The 23,902-nt window shown below is 62.7% G+C and carries 14 protein-coding genes; 8 read left to right on the top strand and 6 right to left on the bottom strand.

Going from position 1 to position 23,902, the window contains the following annotated elements:
• Nucleotides 1-2: 2 nt before the first annotated feature.
• The 4 genes from AAFG16_RS17190 to AAFG16_RS17205 all read right to left on the bottom strand — a co-directional run bounded on the left by AAFG16_RS17190 (nucleotide 3) and on the right by AAFG16_RS17205 (nucleotide 8,824).
• Nucleotides 3-2,768, bottom strand: a complete 2,766-nt coding sequence (locus tag AAFG16_RS17190) for a DEAD/DEAH box helicase (protein WP_342739905.1) — start codon at nucleotides 2,766-2,768, stop codon at nucleotides 3-5.
• 4 nt (nucleotides 2,769-2,772) lie between these two features.
• Nucleotides 2,773-7,944: a DEAD/DEAH box helicase gene (locus AAFG16_RS17195; RefSeq protein WP_342739906.1), complete on the bottom strand. Its 5,172-nt coding sequence runs from the start codon at nucleotides 7,942-7,944 to the stop codon at nucleotides 2,773-2,775.
• A 61-nt stretch (nucleotides 7,945-8,005) separates the two neighbouring features.
• A complete protein-coding gene (locus AAFG16_RS17200; protein ID WP_342739907.1) occupies nucleotides 8,006-8,506 on the bottom strand; it encodes a GNAT family N-acetyltransferase in 501 nt (166 codons plus the stop codon).
• A gap of 15 nt (nucleotides 8,507-8,521) precedes the next feature.
• The gene (locus AAFG16_RS17205; protein WP_225129240.1) at nucleotides 8,522-8,824 is read right to left on the bottom strand and encodes a DUF1778 domain-containing protein; all 303 of its coding nucleotides are present in this window, start codon (nucleotides 8,822-8,824) and stop codon (nucleotides 8,522-8,524) included.
• A 119-nt stretch (nucleotides 8,825-8,943) separates the two neighbouring features.
• Between AAFG16_RS17205 and AAFG16_RS17210 the strand changes: the two genes are divergently transcribed.
• The 6 genes from AAFG16_RS17210 to AAFG16_RS17235 all read left to right on the top strand — a co-directional run bounded on the left by AAFG16_RS17210 (nucleotide 8,944) and on the right by AAFG16_RS17235 (nucleotide 16,071).
• The gene (locus tag AAFG16_RS17210) at nucleotides 8,944-9,993 is read left to right on the top strand and encodes a ParA family protein (RefSeq protein ID WP_342739908.1); all 1,050 of its coding nucleotides are present in this window, start codon (nucleotides 8,944-8,946) and stop codon (nucleotides 9,991-9,993) included.
• A 2-nt stretch (nucleotides 9,994-9,995) separates the two neighbouring features.
• Nucleotides 9,996-10,466, top strand: a complete 471-nt coding sequence (locus tag AAFG16_RS17215) for a hypothetical protein (protein WP_225129070.1) — start codon at nucleotides 9,996-9,998, stop codon at nucleotides 10,464-10,466.
• Between the two features lie 13 nt (nucleotides 10,467-10,479).
• Nucleotides 10,480-11,061 (top strand): hypothetical protein, encoded by a 582-nt coding sequence (locus tag AAFG16_RS17220; RefSeq protein ID WP_342739909.1) that lies wholly within the window; start codon nucleotides 10,480-10,482, stop codon nucleotides 11,059-11,061.
• Nucleotides 11,058-12,347, top strand: a complete 1,290-nt coding sequence (locus tag AAFG16_RS17225; protein WP_342739910.1) for a hypothetical protein — start codon at nucleotides 11,058-11,060, stop codon at nucleotides 12,345-12,347. Before AAFG16_RS17220 ends, AAFG16_RS17225 begins: the two co-directional genes overlap by 4 nt.
• A 211-nt stretch (nucleotides 12,348-12,558) precedes the next feature.
• Entirely contained in the window at nucleotides 12,559-13,755 is a 1,197-nt protein-coding gene (locus tag AAFG16_RS17230) for a DUF932 domain-containing protein (RefSeq protein ID WP_342739911.1), read from the top strand.
• A gap of 171 nt (nucleotides 13,756-13,926) precedes the next feature.
• Nucleotides 13,927-16,071 carry a ParB N-terminal domain-containing protein gene (locus tag AAFG16_RS17235; RefSeq protein ID WP_342739912.1) on the top strand — a complete coding sequence of 715 codons (2,145 nt, stop codon included), beginning with the start codon at nucleotides 13,927-13,929 and terminating at the stop codon, nucleotides 16,069-16,071.
• Nucleotides 16,072-16,111: 40 nt separating this feature from the next.
• On the opposite strand, the gene AAFG16_RS17240 is transcribed toward AAFG16_RS17235, so the two are convergent.
• On the bottom strand, nucleotides 16,112-16,450 hold the full coding sequence (locus tag AAFG16_RS17240) for a hypothetical protein (RefSeq protein ID WP_342739913.1): 339 nt from the start codon (nucleotides 16,448-16,450) through the stop codon (nucleotides 16,112-16,114).
• Nucleotides 16,451-16,618: 168 nt separating this feature from the next.
• Complete coding sequence (locus tag AAFG16_RS17245; protein WP_342739914.1) at nucleotides 16,619-17,941, bottom strand: IS701 family transposase; 1,323 nt, start codon at nucleotides 17,939-17,941, stop codon at nucleotides 16,619-16,621.
• A gap of 285 nt (nucleotides 17,942-18,226) precedes the next feature.
• Here AAFG16_RS17245 and AAFG16_RS17250 point away from each other — a divergent pair, with 285 nt between their 5' ends.
• Nucleotides 18,227-22,558, top strand: a complete 4,332-nt coding sequence (locus AAFG16_RS17250) for a strawberry notch-like NTP hydrolase domain-containing protein (protein WP_342739915.1) — start codon at nucleotides 18,227-18,229, stop codon at nucleotides 22,556-22,558.
• Entirely contained in the window at nucleotides 22,558-23,625 is a 1,068-nt protein-coding gene (locus AAFG16_RS17255; RefSeq protein WP_342739916.1) for a toprim domain-containing protein, read from the top strand. The genes AAFG16_RS17250 and AAFG16_RS17255 overlap by 1 nt, the downstream gene beginning before the upstream one ends.
• The last annotated feature ends 277 nt before the right edge of the window (nucleotides 23,626-23,902 follow it).

Here is a 23,902-nt window from a genome sequence, read left to right on the forward strand (position 1 = left end):
GATCAGGCCTCACCCGGCATCAGTACGAACAGCCCAATCACGTCTGGCGGCAGCACGGCCTCCACAGTGACCCGCGACGCGGACCCCGATGCCGCACGCAGCCGAGCATGGTCATTCATGAGCTCTTGCGCACGCGATCGGCCGAATTCTGCGATCGGTCCTTCAAGCAGGCCAGGCAAATGCTCCTTCGCTTTTGCGACGAACCTGTCGCGCGCCACGGGCGCGAGGTCGGCAGTGGCAGGCGCGTTGAGCAATTCACGGGCGGCCTCGCCAGCCGCTACAACCCGGCCGTCTCGGATCGCGACGAGCGCCGCCTCCTCGGCCAGCAGCAATCGTTCCTTGCGGGCATGAACGGTCAGCTTGAACCGAATGCGGAGCAGAGCCAGGCGAGTTATCTGCTGCACGCCCATCGTCGGCCAGGCTCCGACCCGGCCGATGCCGAGGCCCGACAACGTCTCCGGATCAAGTGAAGCCTCAACTAGCGCTTCGGCGAGCGTCGCTGTCAAAGGATGCGTCCTGGTCAGTAGCGCAGTACCCGAAGGCGCGGGTTCGGCCGTCGCCAAACGCACCGATCCGGTTAGATTATGCTCGGCCAGCCGCTCACGGAGATTGGTATCGACGGCATCGACATGAGCTAGCAATAAGGATTTCCGGGCCTCGAGCGGTACGCCGAAGCGCGCCATTGCCCGCTCAACGAAGAGCCTCGCATCCGCCGGAGAGCCGAGCAGTGCCCGGACCTTCTCCCATTCCGGGGCAACCTCCTGCGGCTTCATGGCATTCTGAGCGAAACGCGCGCGGGACTTTTTCTCGTTCTCGGCGGCGTCACGCCACCGCGCCTCCATGACCTTGGCGCCATCGTCGAGGCGCAGATCGAGCGTAAGCTGTCGAGGCACACCTCGGCGCAACATGACCGACGCCATCAGCGCGTCTGTTACTGGGCCACGTTCCTCGGGTAGGGGAACAGTCACACCCGTCGCCTTGCGAATTTCCTCCGCCTTGCGAAGGATCACTTCAAGGACGGCACCGTCGATCGCGCTGTCCGGCGAGAACATCATGATGGACCGGACAAGCTCTGCTGGCTGACCGAAACGATCGACGCGTCCCTCGCGCTGCTGATGCCGGGTCGGATTCCAGGACAGATCGTAGTGAACGACTGTGTCGAAGAGCTGCTGGAGGTTGATTCCTTCAGACAAGCAGTCGGTAGCGACCAGGATGCGCTGTGCCGGCTTCTCCCCCTCCATCGGCACCATGTCGGCCACACGTTCGCGCCGTTCATCGGGAGTCAAAACGCCCGTCACCGCTGCGACCATCAGTTTTGGGAAGGCCTTGCGCAGACCATCGCGGATATGCTCGGCCGTCGCCAGATAACGGCAGAAGACGACCGGATTTGCGCCCTGTTTAATGAGAGGCGTTAGAGCTTCAACTAATGCCGCCAGCTTCGGGTCGGGTTTGTCGATCAGTTCGTGTGCCTGCCTCACTAACGCAAGAAGCTCCGGATCGGCGTCGAAGGTGGTGCCCGGCTCGAGATCGACCGCGTCCTCATCGTCGCCATCATCATCGTAGATTTGCAGTTCGAGACGGTCGCTCTCGGTTGCCATGCGGTTTCGCAAGGCGCTCAGCGCCGCTGCCGGCGAGGAGCCGACGCAGCGCATCAAGGCGAGCGTGCCCCAAAAAGCTAAGCGTCGTTCTCTTTGCCCGTCGCCGGCGCGCGACACGATACCAAAGCAGTAGTCGAGCACACGCTCTTGGAATCCGCAATGGGCCTCCGTCAACCGATAGGCGAATTCCTTCGTATCGTGCCTGGGAAAGGCACGATCTTCGTCCCAGTCTCCTGAAATGAGATCGATCCGGCGCCGCTGCACGAAGTGCCGCGCCAGGCGCTCCCTGTAGCGGGTGTCGTCGAAGTCCATAGACGCGAATGACGGTTCGATAAGAGAGAGAAGGCGCGCAAACGCATCTTCATCCCCAGAATGCGGCGTCGCTGTCAGAAGAATCATCCGCCGGTCAGGCGCGCGGGCCAAACCGGACAGCAGCGCGAACCGCTGCTGTCGTCCCTGGTGCGTTCCTACACAGGCATGGGCCTCGTCCACGATTACGAAGTCGGGGCAGGCACGTGCGAAGCTCTCCCGGCGCTTCTCGGCCTTAATATAGTCGAGGCTGACCACCGTGAAGGGATACGCCTCAAACAGGGTCTGAGTAAGGGGCAGGCCGCGTTCCAGCCGGCTCGCCGTGCCTGACGTGATCGCGACGGCGTCGATCCCGAAGCGCGCCTTAAGCTCGCCGACCCATTGCTCGACGAGGTGAGGTGGGCAGAGGACTGAGAAGGCCTCCACTTCGCCCCGATCCATCAGCTCACGCAGGATTAGGCCGGCTTCGATGGTCTTGCCGATACCGACATCGTCCGCGATGAGTAGGCGCGGCGACGACAGCCGAAGTGCCATGAGCAAGGGGACAAGCTGGTAGGTCCGGGGCTCGAAGGCGAGTTGTGCGGCCGAACGGAAAGGGCCGGCGCCGCGGCGCAATGTCAGGCGCATCGCATCCGCTAGGAGCGCGGCCTTCGCCTGAACGGTTGGCAGTGCGTCGGCGGGCAGATTGAACCTAGCCGGTTCGACAGGGAGAATCTCGAGTTGGGGGTCGAGGACGACCGCGTCATTCTCTCCGCCCGAGAGGGGACGAAGCGCCAGAATGCCATCTTGGGGAGACGGCAACGCGACCCATTCGCGCCCGCGTGCACGGACGAGGTCTCCGGGGGTGAAGTTCACGGTCATCGAATCATTCCCCGAACATCGACAGCATCGCGTCGGGCACGCCTCCGGCCGCCGCTTCAGTCAACTCGAACAGCGTCCAGCCCTTGGCTTCGGCCACCTCGCGCGTGGCTTGAGAAAGAGGTGTCACACAAGCGGCAACGAAGTGGCTGCGCCATGCGAAGTTCATAACCTGACCGGAGAAGCTCACCGCAGAGCCGTCGGGAGGCGGAAGCCCCGCCTCCTTAAAAGCGCTTTGCCACTCTGAACCTTCGGCAGACTGACCGGCGCCCTGGGCGAGCACCACCTGTCCTCGGGCCAGATCGATGAGCATCTGTTTCGCTTCGCCGCTCATGCGGTTGATCAGTTCGTGATCCGGCTGGTTGAAATAGGAGAGCAGGCACCGATAGCACCCGCGGACGCAGGCTTCCCCATCATAGCTGACGAGTAGTTTGGCGTCGCCAGCCGCGATCGCTTCATCCACTTTTTCGAAGTGCATGAGAATCAGAGCTTCCCGCGCGACCTTTGCGAGTGCTTGTGGATCCTCGATCAAACGACTTAATACCCCGGCGCCACCCTCTGTGGCTTCGTAGGCTAGGACGGCCCGCCGGTTGTCTCGGGCGGGCAATGGCTCGCCGAGAACCTCGCCTTCCTCCAGTTGGAAAACGACCTCAATGCCCCTCATAAGGGCGTGCTGAACCGTCACGATCGTCTCTGGCGCATAGGCCGTGGGCTCGCTGAAACGGAACAGCAGGGCGTTCTTATGATCACGGACTATAGGCACGATTCGAACCGGCCTCACGACATCGGGCGGGACATCGACCTCGGGATCTTCCTCGTCCGACTTCGCCCAATAACCACTGCGTGGATCGATGTAGAAACCGAAGATCGTCTGGTTGGCCCGTCGTTTCAGCCCCTTGTTGATTCGGCTGATCTCGGCGCTATTGGCGTATTGCAGGTTGAGGATCGTGGCGTCCTCGCAACGAAAGTCCGCCTCCGTGATCTGGATCTTGCCGTCCCGCTTCGGCCAGGAGAAAACGGTTTGAATATCGAAGCCCTGTCGGACACGCTCTTCATCGTTGGCTGTGATCCTCTCGGCCGGCGCAGCTTCGACGTTGTCGATTCTGAGCGTCCGCTGAACCGGCGTTTCACCGGCCATCGGAGCATTGCACGCGTGGCAACGCTCGACCTCGCCGTCATGACAGGCGCCACAGATCGAGCAGATGAAGATGTCTCTTGTGGCGAGCTCCGAACCATCCCCGGTCCGGACCTCCGGCGGCAGCTTTGCCTTCATCACCCTGTAAGCGCGGCCTTCGTGATAAATCAGGCTGCGCGGCCCAAATTCTGAGATGGCCAGGAAGCGAGCGCGCTGGAGGAAGGAGCCGGTTTTTCCCTCGCCGGGAATGAAAGCATAGAGCGGTAGCCGCGGGAAATTGTAGCCCGGCAGGAAGCCTTCTGTTGCGAGATAGCGGTAGGAGTAGAAGTCCGAGCCGTTCGAAGCCTTTCCCTGCTCGAGAATCGCGATCTGGTCGCTTGCCTGCATCTGGGAAGCTTTGATCCGACGGCGATCCGCGGCCGAGAGACCCGTGATCTCGGAGCGGGCGTTGGCCTCGATCAACTGTGTTCGAGCTGAGTTGTAGAGCTCCCGCCATCGATCAAAGGCGCGATCGAACTCCTGTGGTGCCCGCAAGGCGACCGAGGAGACGAAGTCATCCGGATCATTCATCCAGACCGGCTTGCGGCCGTCCACTGAAGCGAGAATCTGACCAAGAACGCGCTTCATCGGAGCCTGCGCCAATGCGATCAGCTCAGGCCGGTCGACCACGCTCCGGATCTCGTGCTTCAGCGGATATGCCGTCTGCGTCAGGTCGAGGATTTCCGGAATATCCGGAGATAGGGCGAGCTTCGCTTCGGCAAGCCAGACGGCGTGCAGGTGCGAGCGAACGAGCTCTTGATTGGTGATGTCGAGGGCTGGAGGACGAACGACTCCTGCCACCATCTCATTGCGCCGCTCGAAGAAGTACTGGTCATGAGGCGATTGGGCTGCGCAATAAGTGACGATGACGGCTGCCTGCCCGGAGCGACCCGCGCGCCCAGCGCGTTGCGCGTAGTTGGCCGGTGTCGGCGGCACATTCCGCAGATAGACGGAGTTGAGCGCCGAGATATCGACGCCAAGCTCCATCGTCGGCGAGCAGAACAGGGCGGGTAGAAACTGCTTCGACTCGCCAGCGCTCTTGAGATCGGCGGCGTTAGTCGCCAGATTTTCTCGGTCTTCTTTCTCGAACCGGAACCGCCACTCGCGCCATTCACGTTGCCTCTGGGATACCTGAGCTGTGTGTTCACGGCCTTCAAGGCCCCAGAAACTGCTGTGACCGGTTTTGAGATCGGCAGCGATCTCGTTGTAGAGATCGTGAAAGTAACGATTGCCCTGCGCCGATCCGCTTCGAATGGCTCCGCCGGGCACGATACGGACGGCTGACGGTGACACGCGCCAACCCTGCAGGTCCTCCTCTATCTCGACGCGCGACACGAGCCCCTCGCGCCCAAGGAGGTCCAACAAATCAGTCAGGACCCTCAGGTAATCGGCCTTGCCGAGCTTAGTCCCAATAACGCTATTGCGATTGATAAGCCGACCGATACGGGAATTGTGCCCGGCACGGACGATCGTCTGTTCTTCGCGCAGACTCACCTGGTCCTTGCCTGGGGCTTGCAGAAACAGGGCGGTGCGGCTTCTGGGTGTTTCCTTGATGTCGATCGCCCACGGGGCCCGGAGCAGGTTGCGGGATTTCTGGGCCGCCCCCTCGAGAACGGTCGCGTCGAGCGCTTCTGTTCCGACGGCCAGTCCGTCGAGCATGGCTCCGAGAAGCTTTTTCAGCATCGACTTGCGCGCCGGCGCATCGAGCAGACCCAATTCAGGCAGAATGGCTGTCAGACGTTTGCTGTCTTCCGCGATGTCGTCGAGGCCGATGAACTCGACGTCGATCAGCTTCAGAACCGACAGGCTCGGGTTGGTGTAGCGCCATCCCCGGCGCAGATCCGTCCAGAGCCGATGCGCGAGCACCTTCTGGAGCGAACGCTGGGCGTCCTCGCGGACCACGGCCCCTGCCTCCGGATCTTGCATCCAGTGGATGCGCGCATCTCGGTTGGCGGCGGTGAAACCGAGCGCCCTGACGACTCGCAGACCGAATTCGTCCTCGGTCATGCCGTCATTGCCGGCGTCCAGAACGGCCCGCAGGATGGCGCCGCGCAGCAGGCTGACGAACAGAAAGTCGTTGAAATGGCCAGCCTGGAGGGCAGCGTCCTGACGATTGTCTGTGAAGCCGAGAAGCTTGCGCTTCTCCTTGGGAACGCCGCTATTGCGCCCGTTCATCCATTCGAGAGCGGTCGCTACGAGGAGCGTCGTTGCCGAACTACGGCCTTCGCCCGACAGGCCCGCCAGTTTCGTGCGCTCGCGCATGTTGGGATGGGGTTGGTCCAGGCAACATGTGCAGAAGCCGAACTTGCCGGGTATGAACCAGTAGCTCTTACCCGATGGCGCGTAGCGCCCATCCGGCGCCACCGTCACCATCTGGGGTACTCTGCGCTTCCTGTTCGCTCGGAGCCGCTCTACGCCACCCCGCTCTTCGCGCCAGTCCTCGGGATAAGTCTCGATTTCACCTGTGAAGGCGTAATCGGGATCACTGCCGCCATCGGGGATCAGATAGCCGGCCGTCTCTCCTTCCTCATCGTCAAGTGGCGCGTCATCGATGTTCCTGGGCACGAATCGAATGCTGCCGCTATCCTCGGCCCTCGTAACAACATGGACCTCATGTCCGCACTCCCTGCAGAAGCGCGTTGGGTAGAGACGATGGCCCGGCGTGCTGGGATCTTCGAGCTGACCATCGAACAACACATTTCTGGGCCTTTCGGTCAGCGTGGTAAAGATTTCGCCGGCACCAGAGATGAATTGGTGAAGTTTGAATGCCAAAAATGCGCCTGTTCCCGCACCGCCTCGCTCCGTTTCCGGGAGGCTGATCCGAGTCAAGAACGTCTCGAGCCCACTACGACAGGTTTCTACTTGTACGCCGCTATCCTTTGACAGCAACGCTACGGCCTCTGCGAACGGAATGGGTTTTTTACGCTTGAGCTCTTGTGCGTCGTCAAGGCCGATGGCCAATTCGGTCCAAACGGCCAAGGAGTGCTGCTTGAGGACTTCGTCAGTCAGGACGTCGGGAAGGGCAGAGGTCAGCGCAGACGCGAGCTTGGGCCGCACGTCGCTGAGCTTCAGCCGGTCGTCTGTCGCTCGCTGCAGCGATTCATCAATAACCGACTCTGGCCCGATAGGCGTTCCGAAAAGGCGCGACGCGACTTCCGCAACGGCGCGCGCGCGATCGGTGTCAGCGCCTTCGCTTGCCATGGTGGCGGAAGTCCCGATGCATATTGGCGCTTTGTGCGGCGCGCACCGGTTGCGAAGGCGACGCACGAGAATAGCGACATCGGCACCCTGTCGGCCGCGATAGGTGTGTAGTTCATCGAGAACAATGAAATCGAGTCCGTTTGCGTTCTCTACAACCTTCGTGTCGAGGCTGTCCTGCCGCGTTAAAAGGAGCTCGGCCATCATGAAGTTAGTTAGGAGAATATCCGGCGGATCGTCTGCGATGCGCTGCCGCTCCTCCTGACTCTCCTGACCCGTATAGCGCCGCACAATGGGCTTAAGCTCATTAGCCAACCCGGACTGGGAAATGAACTTTTCAATCTCATTGATCTGGCTGTTGGCCAGTGCGTTCATTGGATAAACGATGATGGCGCTGGTCCTGCGCGGCTTTCCGGCTTTCCGCGCCCGGATAATGGCATCGACGACTGGGACGAAAAAGCAAAGCGACTTGCCCGAACCGGTTCCGGTCGTGACGACGTAGCTCAGGCCGGCCCGAGCCTTGGCGATCGACTGTGCCTGATGGCGATGGAACCGTAGGGGCGTGGCCCCAAAGCGGAAGATCCTGCCGGTTGCCTCGTCGAGATCACCCGATCCGACAAGATCGTCGGCAGTAGGCCCCTCGAGATAGCGAGGATTGATCGATAGGAGAGCGTCCGGCCAGAAGCGCTTGGCATTGTACTGCCGATCAATCTCGGACTTCAGATCGTCAGATCGAACGGTGCTGAAAGACCGCGAGAACCGAGCGTATGAATCAATAAGACGATGATCAAATTCGAACGCCTTCATTGCCCCTTCCCAACCAACTCTTCACTCTGAGCTAAGACGCTCGCGAAATCATTGAATAAAGTCAATTAAACAACCGTCGGATGTCTGTCATCGGCCGAAACAGCTTCATGGGTTGATCCGGAAACGGCAGAAAGCTTTCCCGCTCGTAGAAACGATGGGCGTTGTCGTCCTTCGCGTCAACGATCACCGCAAACGAGGCGATCTCGCTCCGTGCCGACCGGTAGAGGGCGTCAGCCAGTAGAAATCGGCCGTAGCCCTTTCCTTGATGACGCCGATCCACGGCGAGCCGGCCCAAAAGCGTCGCCGGCACCAAGGGATACCTTGGAAGCTTCCGCGCCGTTTGCTCCGGCAGTTCGGCGAGCTGCAGAGATGTCGACGATAGCGTGTAGTAGCCTGCGATTGTTTGGTCCGGCAGCAAGAGGACAAAAGGCGCAGCCATATTTTTCCGCGCGTCCTGGCCGGCCTGCGTCCGAAAGTACCTGTCCAGTGGCTCGACGCCGGACTCAAACCGCGAGCGATCATGGCTGGGACCCAGCGGCTCGACGCGAAGCTTTTCGTCCATTTCACCGGCCACGCTTCAGACGCCGGTCTTCTCGCGATAGCGGCGGACTGTGTCGCGCAGGCGATCGTTGACCGGCCTCGGATTGAGCAGCGCCTCGACAAAAGCCTCGCTGTCGTGAACCGAGAGGACGAGCTGATTGTGCTCCTCGATGGCGCGCCGGGCGGCATCCTGCACGCTCGTCAGCACAAAATCCGTCACGGTGCGGCCCTGTAAGGCTGCCGCCCGCTCGATCAGATTCTTTTGCTCGGCGGTCACGCGGGCCTCCAGGCGCTCCCCCCGGGTCCGGCCGCTATTCGATTTCGAAGCTGCATTGGCCATAAAAGCCTCCGTAACGGATGTACGGCCAATGGCCGGCCATTTCAAGCGGTTCTCCTACTTGACCGTCTCACTGTGAACAATGTAAACAGTTCCTGTGAACGATGGTCACAGGAGTGATTGTGGCAGAATTCTCTGAAGATCTCGTCGGAATTAACGAGATCGCAGCCATGGCCGATGTCTCGCGACAGGCCGTGGCGAACTGGAGGGTCCGCGCCCCCGATTTTCCGCAGCCGGTCAGCGAGCTGGCTTCGGGTCCAATTTTTCGGCGCTCCCAAATTCGCGCCTGGCTGAAGCGCCATAAGAGAAAAGGAAAGTCGATGACTCATGTAATTTCTACGATCAATTTGAAAGGCGGGGTCGCAAAAACAACGACGACCGTTGCCCTAGCCGAGACCTTTTCTGCGAACATGGGCAAGAGGGTCCTTGTGATCGATCTCGACCCGCAGACCAATGCCACGCTCATGTTGATCGGCGAAGACAAATGGTTCGAACTGAACAAAAAAGAACAGACCCTTGCGCGTCTATTCAAGGATGCCATGGATCCGAACAATCGTAAGTTCAATTTGGAGGCAACGCTTCAGAAGAGGGTGTCCGACGTCGGCGCAGTGCGAACCGTCGACCTACTGCCATCAAGCCTCGATCTCATCGACGTTCAGGACAAACTCGCCTCGGCGCCGGCCGGTAAATTCTACGCCGCCAATCCGATCGATCTGCTTTGGCGCGCTGTGAAGGGCAAGCTTGAGGACTACGATCTCGTCATCGTCGATTGCCCGCCTAACCTCGGAATCATTACCTTGAATGGACTTCGAATCTCAGACGGCTATATCATTCCAACAATTCCAGACCATCTCTCGACTTACGGCATCCCGCAGATCATCACGCGCGTCAGGGATTTTTCTGAAGCTATCTCGGAGTCTATTGAGCCCGTTGGAATCGTGGCGACCAAGTACCAAGCCAATTCGACCGTGCATAACAACGTGCTGAAGCAGCTCCGCGAGGATATCGAGCTTCCCGACGTGATGGACACCGTCATTCGCCAAGCGAACTCAGTTGCCGCAGCGGCCGAATTTCAGACCTATTCGCGGACTCTCAAGCAGAAGTATGGATCGGAACTGGCCGGTCAGTACGATGATCTCGCCAGAGAGATCTGGTCCGCGCTGGAGGCGTGAGGATGAATATCCGAAAAGTCCTGACAGCTCTTGTTCACGAAGTGGCCGACGAGGCCGAGCGTAACCCTGCTTTCCGACAGAGAGTTGAGCAGGCTCTCGGAGAGCTCGCTCCACGCGCCCATGTGGCTCCGACGCCCAAGACCACGCCGAAGGCGGAAGAGCCCAAACGACCTAGCAATCGTCGTGCGCCGGCAGTTCTAGATCCAGTCCAGCTCGCGCGGCAAGGAGAAGATGTGCTGCGCTCGGCGCTGGGCAGGTTAGATATTGAGCAGCTGCGTGATGTCGTCGCCGACTATGGGATGGACACAGGCAAGCTCGTGATCAAGTGGCGGACGCCGGACCGCATTATCGATCGCATCGTCGAGGTCTCCCGCCAGCGAGCGCATAAGGGCAGCGCCTTTAGGGACACCGCCACCGAAGATACACAAAGTCGGCCGCCGACGCCCGATGCACCCGAACCACGCGAAGAGTGAACCCGAGACGCCGGTGACAAACTTCGCCAATTTTCGAATCATGCAGCCGGAGACGAAGGACCTTGTCTTCGAGCTCATGCAAAATGCCGACCGCCAGCGGTCCGCGTTCATGTCATTCGTCAATATTTGGATGGCCTTCAACGGGTGGATGGCAGCGGTCACCGAGCGGGAGACCGATGCCGATATGATCCGCGACCTCTCGGCTAACAGTCGCTTGACTCATGCCTATGCTGGACTGATGGAGAACTCTCGCGCGTTCCATCGTCTTGTCTCTGATTTCGCAGCGATGTGGCCAATTCTAAATGTTCGCGACGTGCGCAAAAAGCTGGGCCGCGATGCGTTCTGGCGGCTTCAGCGCGATGAGCTCACCGCAGCTTGCGATGCAGCCAACGTCAAGCGTCAGCCCTTGGCATGGAGTGCCGACGATACGCCGTCCTGGGAACAGTTGTTGCGCACGATCTACCAAGTGCGGTGCAATCTGTTTCACGGCGAAAAGTCGCCGCAGAACCAGCGCGACCGCCAGCTAGTTCTCAAATCCGATCGCATCTTGCGGACCTTCATAGCCGAGACGGGCTGCTTCGAGTGGCACGCATGACCGCCGCTACTCTCGCCGTCTGGAGCGCCCAAAAAATCGTTCCGCTCACTGGTCATCGTCATCATAAGCATGCTCCCAATCCAGTCGCGCCGGACTTCCAAGCGCCGGCGCCCGCTGCTTCCATCTCATTCGGCCCGACGGCCCTTGCTGCGGCCATGGCGCGGACCGCAACCCTTCTGAATGCCCCGCCGGTACTTCTTTCCCGCCTGAAAGACAGCGCGCTCAACGACGCCGAGATCTTGATAGCTGACGGCCCTGTATTCGGACTCACTTCCTACATCGCATCGCTCGCAGATACCGAACGAACCCACTTCGCAGCGCGCGTAGGCGCTGGGATTACTGATCTCTATATGAACGGACTGGGTTACGTTTGGCGTGACAACGCAGTCTGTCTTGCATCAACGCTGAACCCCCACGCCGATTTCCTCTATGCTGGTGGCAACGCGTCCGGCTACGGCGTGGTGCTGGCGGAGGCTCATGGATCCTTCGCGGGCAGCGTCACTGACTCGAAGCTCGCTGCCCAGGCGCGAAACAAGTATCTGCGGCAGGTCCGCCCCTTCATCGCAAAGCCGTCACCCTATGGCGAGGTTATCCACGGCTATTCAGTCGCATTCGGATCGAGACCTGGGACCGTCGGCGCTTTCCTTCGTCTGTCGGAAACGCTGCGCCGGAAACCGCGACGGTCGCCACCGCCGCCCTCCCAGCGTCTTATGGGCGCTGGCGGCAGGCCCCCCACTCAGATTGCGCTTGCCTCGTACCGATCCAACTTCGTCCTCATGGACGCGCTCCCGGTCGCTGACTGGATCGACTGGACACGAGGCCTGCGCGAGCTGCCAGCTGATATCGAACCGCTCGCATTCTTCAGGTTGGAATATGCAGGAAGAGCCTTTCTCGCCTATGCACATTCGCTCTCGCTATTCCGGCCACCGTTCGTCTTGATGGATAATGTCGTTGATCACCCGCTCTGGCGACATCGGTGGCGGCGCCTCGCTGACCAGCCTCTATCGATACGGTGGTTTGTCATCGAAGAGAAAATTGGAGAGCGGTTCTTAAATGCGCTAAGCGCCTTGATTCGTCTGGAGGATCGGATTCTCCCCGAAACCCTTGACCTTCCGAGCGGTGACTTTGTCGGATCGTCCGCCGACGGAGCCGCCTCGATCACAAGGCGAGACGGTGTGCCCTACGAGTACGCGCTGTTCCGCGATGGACTGGCGCTGCTGGGCGGCCCATCGCCGCGTCACATCACAGGCCACCGCATCTGGCATCCAAAGCATGGCCTCGAGTAAGCGGAAATGCGTCGATCCTGGCATCCTGAATTCTAGCGTTACGCTTTTGAGGGGAAAGCCTTCCCCTACGCCCGAGCCTGAGGTCTCGGCCGACCCCTTCTGCGGGGAGAACCCCGCAACGCCCCCATCAGAGTGAGAGGGCGGACTGGCTTCGCCATGACGGGTTGAAGAACGGAGGAGAGGCCTCCGGCGCCTGTCGTGGAGATGAACCATGACCCAAGTCGAAGTTCTGAGTGCTGGCCGCGACCGCGTCGGCGGCTACAAGGTGGACGTGACCCGCGGCGAGCGCGTCGGCCGAGTATCGTCGGAGTGGTTCTCGAGGCCAGCGGACGAGCGCTATCTATCCCTGTCGGACCTCTATGCCGCGGTGCGTAGCCGGACCGAGCGAAGCCGGACCCGAACGGTCGAGAGCGCTGCGATCCGGGTTGAGGCCAGCCGCGACGATGCCGAGCGGCTGGCTCTGCTGCTGCCCGGTTCCGACGCGCCGATCACGCCGACTCACTGGAGCTTCGGTCAACTTGCCAGCTTGGTCGGAGCGCCGGCGGCTTACCTCCGTCAACTTCCGGCGCCGCTCGCTGGCATCAACCTACAGTTCGGCCTCAACTCTCATCGAGCCGAGCAGGTCAAGACGCTCGAGATAGAGGATGGTCGCGTCGAGCTTCGCGCCGCTACGGGTCCCGAATACGGGCGCATATTTGACCACGAACTTGTGGCGGCCGTTCAGCGCATTGCTGGCAATGGTACGGGCGACACGCGCTGGAAGATCCCGGGCGTGCTCGACTGGTCGACCGGCGTCTATAATCCGTATATCGACATCAGCCAGGATACGACGACGCTCTACGCGTCCGACCGCGACGTGTTCCTGTTCCTGGTCGACGACCTCAACCCGATCGAGGCCGGCAGGCTGCGCGATGGCTCGCCGGACCTCTACTTTCGCGGCTTCTACTGCTGGAATTCCGAGGTGGGCGCGAAGACGCTCGGGATGGCGAGCTTCTATCTTCGCGCCGTCTGCCAGAACCGCAATCTTTGGGGCGTCGAGGATTTCGAGGAGATCACCATCCGCCACTCCAAATACGCCGCCTCACGGTTTGCCCACGAGGCGGCCCCGGCGCTGGCCAGCTTTGCCAATTCCTCACCGATGCCCTTCGTCAACGGCATCAAGGCCGCACGGCAAAAGATCGTCGCCCGCACCGACGACGACCGCAACGAATTCCTGCGCAAGCGCGGGTTCTCGAAGACCGAGACAGCGAAGATCATCGAAAAGGTGCTATCCGAGGAAGGGCGCAAGCCTGAGAGCGTGTTTGATTTCGTGCAGGGCATCACAGCGGTTGCGCGCGGCAAGACCCATCAGGACGCACGACTCGATCTGGAGGCGCGCGCGAAGAAGCTGTTCGATCGCGCAGCCTGATACCGGAAACCCGGAGATGCGGAACGGCGTGTCTCCGGCTTCGTGCCTTTCCGTTTCTCCTGATCGTCGGTTTGCGGCGCGGCCCTTGAGAGGAAGAGGGCGGCGCTGCGCTTCGTGACGGGTTGGAGGACCAAAGAGAGTCTTTGGGCCGCCCGTCGCGGAGTATCACCCATGGCTACTGCCGTTCAGAAGATCACCCTGTCGTCCTCGCGCGACATTCCCTACAACAAGCTGGTGCTCAGCCAGTCGAACGTCCGACGCGTGAAGGCCGGCGTCTCCATCGAGGAGCTGGCTGAGGACATCGCCCGGCGTACTTTACTTCAAAGCCTCAACGTCCGCCCGGTCCTCGACGCGGAAGGCGCGGAGACCGGGATGTTCGAGATCCCGGCCGGCGGGCGTCGCTATCGTGCGCTGGAGCTGTTGGTGAAGCAGAAGCGCCTGGCCAAGACCGCGCCGGTGCCCTGCGTCGTACGCGATGCGGCAACCACCATTCTCGCCGAGGACGACTCGCTTGCGGAGAATATTCAGCGTGCGCCGCTGCATCCGCTCGACCAGTTCCGGGCATTCCTGGCTTTGCGGGAGAAGGGGCAGTCCGAGGAGGACATCGCCGCTGCCTTCTTCACGTCGGTTAATGTCGTGAAGCAGCGGCTGCGCCTCACCGCGGTGTCGCCAGCGCTGCTCGACATCTATGCCGACGATGGCATGTCGCTCGAGCAGTTGATGGCTTTCACCGTCAGCGCAGATCATGGACGCCAGGAGCAGGTCTGGCAGGCCATCTCCGGCTCTTGGCAGAAGGAGCCCTATCAGATCCGCCGCATGCTGACGGAGAAGACCGTGCGCGCCTCCGACCGGCGCGCCGTGTTCATCGGCCTCGACGCCTACGAGGCGGCCGGTGGCGTGGTGCTGCGCGACCTGTTCCAGTCCGACGACGGCGGTTGGCTCGAGGACGTTGCTCTGCTCGACCGTCTGGTCGCCGAGAAGCTGAAGGCGGAGGCGGATACGATCGCTGCTGAAGGCTGGAAGTGGATCGAGGTCGCGATCGACTTCCCTTACGGCCATACTCGTGACTTGCGCGAGCTGGACGGCGTATCCGCCGATCTCACCGCCGAAGAGCAAGCAACCATCGAGGCGCTCGAGGCCGAATATGCCAAGCTCGAAGCCGAGCACGATGGCGCGGATGAGCTTCCCGATGAGGTTGACCAGCGCCTTGGCGAAATTGAGACGGCTCTCGGCGCCTTCAACGATCGACCCGTCATCTATCAGCCGGCCGACATCGCCCGCGCGGGCGTGCTCGTCGGCATCGACGCCGAGGGCAAGCTCTTGGTCGATCGCGGCTACGTCCGGCCCGAGGACGAAGTGCCCGTGACCGAGCCAGAGCAGGGCAGGGGCGGCGAACCCGATGCCGCGGCCCTGGACGGCGCCGAACCATCAGCGCCGATTATCCAGCGCGCCGTCATCACCATCGGCGGCCAGGTTGCTGAGTCCGAGGACGAGGATGACGATGCGGTGAAGCCGCTGCCGGACCGTCTTCTGACCGAGCTCACGGCGGAGCGGACGCTGGCGCTGCGCGACAAGCTGGCGATCTCGCCTTCGGTCGCTTTCCAATCGGTGCTGCACAAATTCTGCCTCGACGTCTTCTGCCGCTATTTCTCCTACGGGACGGCGATGGAGATCTCCTTGCGCAGCGCCAGCTTCCCGGTGCAGGCGCAGGGGCTGAAGGACACGCCAGCGGCCAAGGCGATCGACGCGCGCCACAAGACGTGGGAGGAGCGCCTGCCCAAGGACAAAGCCGATCTATGGGACTGGCTCACCGGGCTGACCGGCGACGAGCAGGCGATGCTCTTTGCGCATTGCGCCTCATTCGGCATCAACGCGCTTTATGAGAAAGGCGACCGCTACGGCGGCGGTACCACGGCGCACGCCGTCGAGCAGCGGATCGCGGACGCCGATCGCATCGCCCAGGCCGTGGATCTCGATATGGTGGTGTCCGGTTGGCGACCGACCGTCGAAAACTATCTCGGCCGGGTGCCGAAACGCCGCATCCTCGAGGCGGTGCGCGAGGGCGCCGGCGAGCGGGCCGCCCAGCTCATCGACCATCTGAAGAAGGGCGACATGGCCAAGGAGGCTGAACGGCTGCTGGCCGAGAGCGGCTGGCTGCCCGAGCCCCTGCGAATGGCCGATGCCGACCAGGCGGCGCCTGTCGACGCCGCTGAGTCCGTGGGCGATGACGAAGCGCTGCCGGAATTCCTCGCCGGCGACGACGAGGAAACTCCAGCCGATCAAGCGGACGAGCCGCACATGATCGCTGCCGAATAGAGTCACTGGCTGGGGCGACGATCTTCGCCCCAGCCTATTTTTATGCGCTGCGAGCCACCCTTGGCTGCACCCGCAGGCCGTCGATCCAGATCGCGATCCTGCCGGCGGCGACGAGGCGGGACGTTTCCGCCACGAACCGCCGTACCGCCCGCGTGTTGCTGACTTCGAAGCGATGTCGATAGCCTTGGGCTACGGCGCGATCGGTAAAGCCTTTTAAAGCAGAAAACCCTGCCGCTTCCTGGATCTCGAACTGAACCCTCCACCGCGTGCGTCGCGGCCGAACATCATCGAGCACTTCGACGCTGATACGGTGCTTGCTCCCGCTGCGAACGGTTACCGGTTCGATCTTCTTGGTGGGAAACTTCAGAATTTGAGCCATCAAATCCTCCTTCATTGTGTGAAGCGGTTCGATGGTCTTGTCGGGGCTCGTGAACCGCATGCCGAGACCCGCCCCGCGTAAAAGCGGGGGCAGGTCAGCGGCAGCCTGTTGACCAGGCCGTTCAGCTCTTGAGGCTAGCACTACTTTGGCAGATTGAGTTGCAGCTTTTCACGGATTCGTTTTCGGCAGTATGGGCATCGCAGAGCTGGCGGTCGCAGGATGAGATCGACGATGGCGTGGCGTACCGCCGGCAAACTTGGCTGCGGCGGCGGTCCGTTGATTCTTTTTTTTCCGCCCCGCTTGTGCGAGGCGACGGTGTTGCAGGAAGGCGTAGGCGATCATTGTCATCAGCGCGTGACGATGAAGGCCTTGCCAGGATCGCCCCTCAAAGTGATCAAGCCCGAGCTCCTCTTTCAACTGCTGATGCGCCTGTTCACAAATCCATCGTGCCTTAATGGTGGCGGCTAGTGTGCGCAGATCCGTCGCGGCGGGCAGGTTGGCGAGATAGTACTTCTTTTCCCCTGACGTCCTGTGCTCGCCGATCAGCCAAGCCTCCTCGCCGGGAAGATGCTGCTGGCCCTTATCCTTGATCCGCTGGGGAGGTCCATCGGCGATCCGCACCCGAACCGCGGCAAACCGGGCTTTCAATCGGCCTTTGGTCCCGCTGCGCCAGCTCACATTTTGCCACTTGGAATCGGCGAGCATGTCTTCGGCAGGGCGCGACAGGATGTCCGGAATGGACCGCTTGCGGGGACGCCCGCGCATCGCAACCGGCCAGATCAGTTTGACGCCGACCGGGTAGACCTTGAGGTGACGCGGGATGCCAACGGCCCAGGCCAATCCGCGTGCTGTGAGCCCTTGTCGAAACGGCGCACTGAGGCCGTAGCCTGCATCCGCCAGCACACAACCGAAGCGCACGCCGGCTGCCATCGCGAGATCAATCTCCGCCAACGCGATCTCTGGCTTGGATCGTGGCGTTCGGTAGTCGACCGGTACGCCGGCGCGCTTCAACCGTGCGGCATCGCTGGTCCAGCTCTCGGGTAGGAAGAGACGCAATGCGATCATCACCGGCACTTCACCGCGCGCGAGCGTCAGCGACACCAATGTTTGGCAATTTGCCGTTTTGCCAAGCGCCGAGGCATATTGAGCCGCGACACCGACCGAGTGTTCGCCCTTCTTCGGCACCGCGGTGTCGTCGATAACCAGCACCGCATCATCGCCGCCAACGAGCCGGTCGGCCTCCTTGAGCAGCTCTGTCTCCAGCGGCGTCGCATCCCAGACGCCATCGGCGATGAAATGGTGCAGCTGATCGTAGTCGCCCGCTGCAAAGCGCTCCGCCATCGGTTGAATGCTCTTGCGCTCACCAGGGCCGATCAGCCCCGCAATGTAACGCGGACACATCCGCCGCCGGGCCTTGTGACCCAAGCGATCCAGGAATGGCTTCAGCCAACGCTCGAGCTGGTGTTCCCAATCCGACGCCGCGTTCCCCATGGTCGGCCCTCCAAAAGCCGACCCCCTATGAATCATCGAAAAATCGATTCGGGAATCCTGACGGGCTCACTAAACCGACAAATCTGCCAAAGTAGTGCTAGCGCCCTAAGCGGTTCTTGCTGCGCAACGCGCAGCGACCCTGACGCAGCGAAGATAATGTCCAGCCCGCAACGTTTCAAGGCATCGGGCAGAGAGTGAGAGCCGGGCCGGGAGGGGTTTGAGCCGGTCCGGTCCGAGAGAGCACCGGCCGGCTCGCTTCTTCCCGCTCTCCTTAAGGCTCCCCTCATGAACCAACTTTTCTCGACCGCGGCCGACGAGGCCGCCCCGACCTCGCCTGCGCGCGCCGCCGAGGGCGCCAGCGCCGTCATCGCTGCTGCGGGGGAGCTTCTCCCTCATCTTGAGCATGGTCGACGTATCGACGCTGCAATCCTCCGCGCCGCCATGGAAGTGGCCTTCAGCGCATCGGATGCGACGGGCGCCTGGGATTGGAAGATGGCCTATGACGCTTGCGAGGTCGCCACCGTCCTGTTGCTACGCAAATACGGAAAGACGCTTTTCCGCAAGGCCGATTCTGCGGCTTCACGACTGTCCGTCTTGGACAAGATCGCCAGGCTTCTGCCGACCCATACGCGCCGCTCTGCCGAGAGCGAGGCTTTCCAGCAATTCTCGACGCCGATCCCGCTCGGCCTGGCTGCGCTGACCGCGGCCGCCATTACTGCGGCGGATCGCGTGCTCGAGCCGTCCGCAGGCACCGGGCTGCTCGCCATCCTCGCCGAGATTGCCGGCAGCGGGCTTGTGCTGAACGAACTGGCCGAGACCCGGACCGTGTTACTTTCTTCTCTCTTTCCGACCGTTTCCGTCGCGCGCTTCGACGCGGCCCAAATCGACGACCACCTCGATCCCACGGTGGTCCCGAGTGTCGTACTGATGAACCCGCCGTTCTCGGCGATGGCGAACGTTTCGGGCCGGATGGCCGACACCGCGTACCGTCACATCGCCTCGGCCCTGGCGCGTCTCGCCGATGGCGGCCGGCTGGTCACGATCACCGGCGCAAACGTCTCACCTGAAGCCTTAGCCTGGCGTGACGCCTTCGCCCGATTGCAGGAACGCGGCCGCGTGGTGTTCACCGCGGCGATCGCCGGCGCGGTCTATGCCAAGCACGGCACCACGATCGAGACGCGCCTCACCGTCATCGACAAGGTGCCTGCCGAAGACCGGAACGCGTTCCTGGCGTCGCCGGGAATGGCGCCCGACGTCGCGACGCTGCTCCGGTGGATCGGCGAACACGTTCCACCTCGCCTGAGCGTCGCATCAACCGGCGCGCTTCCCATGTCAGCCTCGCCGGCGCCTCGCACCGTGCGCGGCTATCTCGCGCGGGCCGCCACACAGTCGGTCAATGCCTCGGTCACCGACCCTGAAGCGATTGACCTCGTCTATGAGACGACCGATTGGACGCCGCCCGAGGGCGCGCGCCTCAGCGACGCCATCTACGAGGAATACCGGCTGCAATCGATCCGGATCCCCGGCGCGCAGGCGCACCCGACCAGGCTGGTGCAGTCGGCCGCGATGGCCTCGGTCGCGCCGCCGAAGCCGAGCTACAGGCCCAGGCTGCCGGCCAACCTCGTCAGTGGCGGCGTCCTCTCAGACGCCCAGCTTGAGACGGTCATCTATGCCGGTGAGGCGCATGGTAACTATCTCGCCGGCTCCTGGACGGTTGACGAGACGTTCGACCTCGTCACGGCCGCCCGCGACGATGCACCGAAGGCCGTCCGTTTCCGTCGAGGCTTCATGCTCGGCGACGGGACCGGCGCCGGCAAGGGCCGCCAGTCCGCCGGCATCATTCTCGACAACTGGCTGCAGGGCCGGCGCAAGGCGGTCTGGATCTCGAAGTCCGACAAACTGCTCGAGGACGCGCAGCGCGACTGGTCGGCGCTCGGCATGGAGCGTCTGCTGGTCACGCCGATCTCGCGCTTCCCTCAGGGGCGTGAGATCCGGTTGACCGAAGGCGTCCTATTTTTAACCTACGCTACGCTGCGGTCCGACGACCGCGGCGAAAAGCTTTCGCGCGTCCGGCAGATTGTTCAATGGTTGGGCTCCGACTTCGACGGCGTTATCATTTTCGACGAGAGCCATGCCATGCAGAATGCCGGTGGCGGCAAGGGCGAGCGCGGCGATGTTGCGCCTTCGCAGCAAGGCCGTGCCGGTTTGCGCCTGCAGCATGCGCTGCCCAATGCCCGCGTCGTCTATCTCTCGGCGACCGGCGCCACCACGGTCCACAATCTCGCCTACGCCCAGCGCCTCGGGCTCTGGGGCGGCGAGGACTTCCCGTTCGCAACCCGCGCAGAATTCGTGGAGGCGATCGAGGAGGGCGGGGTCGCGGCGATGGAGGTGCTCTCTCGCGATCTTCGTTCGCTCGGTCTCTACACCGCCCGCTCGCTTTCCTACGACGGCGTCGAGTACGAGCTCGTCGAGCACCAGCTCACCAATGAGCAGCGGCGCATCTACGCCGCCTACGCCGGTGCTTTCAGCGTCATCCACAATCACCTCGACGCGGCAATGCAGGCCGCCAACATTACCGGCGAGACCGGCACGCTCAACCGCCAGGCGAAGTCGGCCGCGCGCTCGGCCTTCGAATCGGCCAAGCAGCGATTCTTCGGTCATCTGCTCACCAGCATGAAGACGCCGACCCTGGTCCGCTCCATCGAGCGGGATCTGGCCGAGGGCCATGCTTCGGTGATCCAGATCGTATCGACCGGCGAGGCGCTGATGGAGCGCCGGCTCGCCGAGATTCCACCTGAGGAATGGAACGACGTGCGCGTGGACATCACGCCGCGCGAATACGTGCTCGATTACCTCGCCCATTCCTTCCCGGTGCAGCTCTATGAGCCCTTCACCGATGCCGAAGGCAATCTCTCGTCGAGGCCGGTCTTCCGCGACGGTCAGCCGGTTGAGAGCCGCGAGGCGGTCGCCCGCCGCAATGAGCTGATCGAGCGGCTCGCTTCGCTTCCGCCCGTTCCCGGCGCGCTCGACCAGATCGTGCAGCGGTTCGGCACGGACCTCGTGGCGGAAGTAACGGGACGTTCGCGGCGCGTGGTGCGCAGGGGTGAACGCCTTGCCGTCGAGAACCGTGCCGCCTCGGCCAACCTCGCAGAGACCGCCGCCTTCATGGACGACCTGAAGCGCGTGCTTGTCTTCTCGGAGGCTGGCGGCACTGGCCGCAGCTACCACGCCGAACTCTCGGCGCGAAATCGCCGGCTTCGCGTCCATTATTTGCTCGAGCCGGGTTGGAAGGCCGATGCCGCGATCCAGGGTCTCGGTCGAACGAACCGCACCAACCAGGCGCAGCCGCCTCTGTTCCGTCCCATTGCGACCGACGTGAAGGCGGAGAAGCGCTTTCTCTCGACCATCGCGCGCCGGCTCGACACGCTGGGTGCCATCACCCGCGGCCAACGCCAGACTGGCGGCCAGGGCCTGTTCCGGCCCGAGGACAATCTTGAGAGCCACTACGCTCGCGATGAGCTGCGCCAGCTCTATCTGCTGCTCGTGCGCGGCAAGGTCGAAGGCTGCTCGCTCCAGATCTTCGAGGACGCCACGGGCCTGAAGCTCATGGACGCGAATGGCATCAAGGACGAACTGCCGCCAATCACGACGTTCCTGAACCGCTTGCTCGCGCTCACCATTGACCTGCAAGGTGTGCTGTTCACAGCCTTCGAGCAGTTGCTGAACGCCAAGGTTGAGGGCGCCATCGCCAGCGGTGTCTACGATGTCGGCCTGGAGACCCTGCAGGCTGAGAGCTTCATCGTCACCGATCGGCGCCCGATCTACACGCACCCTACCACCGGCGCGGAAACCCGGCTGCTCACGATCACCGAGCGCCGGCGCAATCGCCCCGTGACGCCGGATCAAGCGCTCGATTATCTTGCCGATCCTCTAGCGGTGCTGATGGTCAACGAGCGCTCGGGGCGTGCGGCGGTGCAGATTCCGGCACCGAGCCTCATGCTCGATGACGGCGAGATCGAACGCCGCGTGCGGCTGATCCGCCCCATGGAGCACCATCATGCTTCGATGAAGATGATGGACGAGAGCCACTGGCAGCCGGCGGATCGCGAGACGTTCGCCGCAGCATGGAACGGCGAAGTCGTCGACGTCCCCGAGTTCGCCGAGAGCACCCTCCACATCGTTGCAGGCTTGCTGTTGCCGATCTGGAAGCGACTTCCAAACGAGTCGACCCGGGTCTATCGGCTCCAGACCGACGAGGGCGAGCGCGTCATCGGTCGCAGGGTCTCGCCAGCCTGGGCGGCGAACGCTTGCGCGACCGTGACCTGCAGCTTGACCCCACACGAAGCTTTCTCGGTGCTGATGGAGGGGCGCGCCGTGCTCGACCTCGCCGAGGACCTGCAGCTCCGTCGTGTCCGCGTGATGGGCGCCCAACGCATCGAGCTGTCCGGCTTCACCGATGCGATGCGTGACCGGCTCCGCGCCTACGGCCTCTTCAGCGAGATCATCTCGTGGACGCTGCGCATGTTCGTGCCATCAGATGCGACCGGCGCCGGGGTATTGGCAAAGGTGCTCAACCACTATCCGCTCGCGCGCATCAGTGAGCGGGAGGCCGCCTGATGGCCCGCGACAACGCCTCCGAACTGGCCCGCCGTCTCGCGCGCGACGCCGAGGCGGTGTGCCGCCATTACCTGTCCAACGGGCGGCGCCAGGGCCGCTACTGGACAGTGGGCGACGTCCGCAATGCGCCCGGCCGCTCGATGTTCGTCCGCCTCAGCGGACCGGAATCCGGCCCTGGCGCCGTCGGGCATTGGCGAGATGCCGCCTCGGCCGAACATGGCGATCTCCTCGACGTGATCCGCGAGAGCTGCGGATTCGCTAACTTTCGAGATGTCGCCAATGAGGCACGTCGCTTTCTGAGTCTGCCGCGTCCAGAATTGGAGCATGAGCCAAATCGCCTCCGGTCGAGAACATCGCCCGTGCCCCTCGGATCGCCGGAGGCGGCGCGGCGGCTCTTCGGCATGTCGCGGTCGATCGTGGGCACACTCGTAGAAGCGTATCTCCGCAATCGCGGCATTACGGCTTTGCGCGAAACCGGAAGTCTGCGCTTTCACCCACGGTGCTACTACCGGCCCGACGAGCACAGCCCGACCGAGACCTGGCCGGCGATGATCGCAGCCGTCACCGATCTCTCCGGCCACCTGACCGGCGCGCATCGCACCTGGCTTGACCCCGAAGGCTTCAGCGAGACGACGCTTGGCAAGGCGCTGATCGATACGCCGAAACGGGCGATGGGTGACCTGCTTGGTCACGCCGTTCGATTCGGCGTAGCTGGCGAAGTCATGGCGGCCGGCGAGGGCATCGAGACGATGCTGTCGCTCCGCTGCGCCCTGCCGATGATGCCGATGGTCGCAGCCCTCTCGGCGGCGCATCTCTCTGCCATCCTTCTCCCGGACACGCTCCGCCGGCTCTACATCGCCCGCGACGACGATCCTGCCGGTGACGGCGCGATGGCGACCTTGATCGATCGGGCGCAGGAGGCCGGGATCGAGGCGATCGTGATCTCGCCACGGCTTGGCGACTTTAACGAGGATCTTCGCCTGCTCGGATTTGATGCCCTTCGGGCCGCGATCCGCGTGCAGATCGCGGCGCAGGACGTCGCGCGCTTTATGGAGCTGGCGGCATAACCGGAACGGGGATGACGGGCGACGTCGCTTCGTTACCGCGAGCCTGGTGATCGTGCTTTCCTCTCAGCGCCGGTGAGGACCGTACCCTCGGCCTTCTGAGAGGGCGATCGGGCGGCAAGCGGCCCGGACCGGCAACCTCGTGGGCCGACTATTTTCCGTCGGCGGCGGAGCCGCCTTTACATCGCGAGGCAAAATAGTCGGCCCCCTTCGGTCCTCCGCTAACGCTCCGGCCCTCCGCTGCGCTGCGGGTGCAAGTCCGTTCCGCCTGCCGCTTTCG

Source organism: Bradyrhizobium sp. B117 (assembly GCF_038969555.1).
GTDB lineage: Bacteria > Pseudomonadota > Alphaproteobacteria > Rhizobiales > Xanthobacteraceae > Bradyrhizobium.

Excerpts from the sequence above, each read along its gene's own strand:
- AAFG16_RS17190 (WP_342739905.1), bottom strand. The coding sequence starts at position 2,768 with ATGACCGTGAACTTCACCCCCGGAGACCTCGTCCGTGCACGCGGGCGC.
- AAFG16_RS17195 (WP_342739906.1), bottom strand. The coding sequence starts at position 7,944 with ATGAAGGCGTTCGAATTTGATCATCGTCTTATTGATTCATACGCTCGG.
- AAFG16_RS17200 (WP_342739907.1), bottom strand. The coding sequence starts at position 8,506 with ATGGACGAAAAGCTTCGCGTCGAGCCGCTGGGTCCCAGCCATGATCGC.
- AAFG16_RS17205 (WP_225129240.1), bottom strand. The coding sequence starts at position 8,824 with ATGGCCAATGCAGCTTCGAAATCGAATAGCGGCCGGACCCGGGGGGAG.
- AAFG16_RS17215 (WP_225129070.1), top strand. The coding sequence starts at position 9,996 with ATGAATATCCGAAAAGTCCTGACAGCTCTTGTTCACGAAGTGGCCGAC.
- AAFG16_RS17225 (WP_342739910.1), top strand. The coding sequence starts at position 11,058 with ATGACCGCCGCTACTCTCGCCGTCTGGAGCGCCCAAAAAATCGTTCCG.
- AAFG16_RS17230 (WP_342739911.1), top strand. The coding sequence starts at position 12,559 with ATGACCCAAGTCGAAGTTCTGAGTGCTGGCCGCGACCGCGTCGGCGGC.
- AAFG16_RS17235 (WP_342739912.1), top strand. The coding sequence starts at position 13,927 with ATGGCTACTGCCGTTCAGAAGATCACCCTGTCGTCCTCGCGCGACATT.
- AAFG16_RS17240 (WP_342739913.1), bottom strand. The coding sequence starts at position 16,450 with ATGGCTCAAATTCTGAAGTTTCCCACCAAGAAGATCGAACCGGTAACC.
- AAFG16_RS17245 (WP_342739914.1), bottom strand. The coding sequence starts at position 17,941 with ATGGGGAACGCGGCGTCGGATTGGGAACACCAGCTCGAGCGTTGGCTG.
- AAFG16_RS17250 (WP_342739915.1), top strand. The coding sequence starts at position 18,227 with ATGAACCAACTTTTCTCGACCGCGGCCGACGAGGCCGCCCCGACCTCG.
- AAFG16_RS17255 (WP_342739916.1), top strand. The coding sequence starts at position 22,558 with ATGGCCCGCGACAACGCCTCCGAACTGGCCCGCCGTCTCGCGCGCGAC.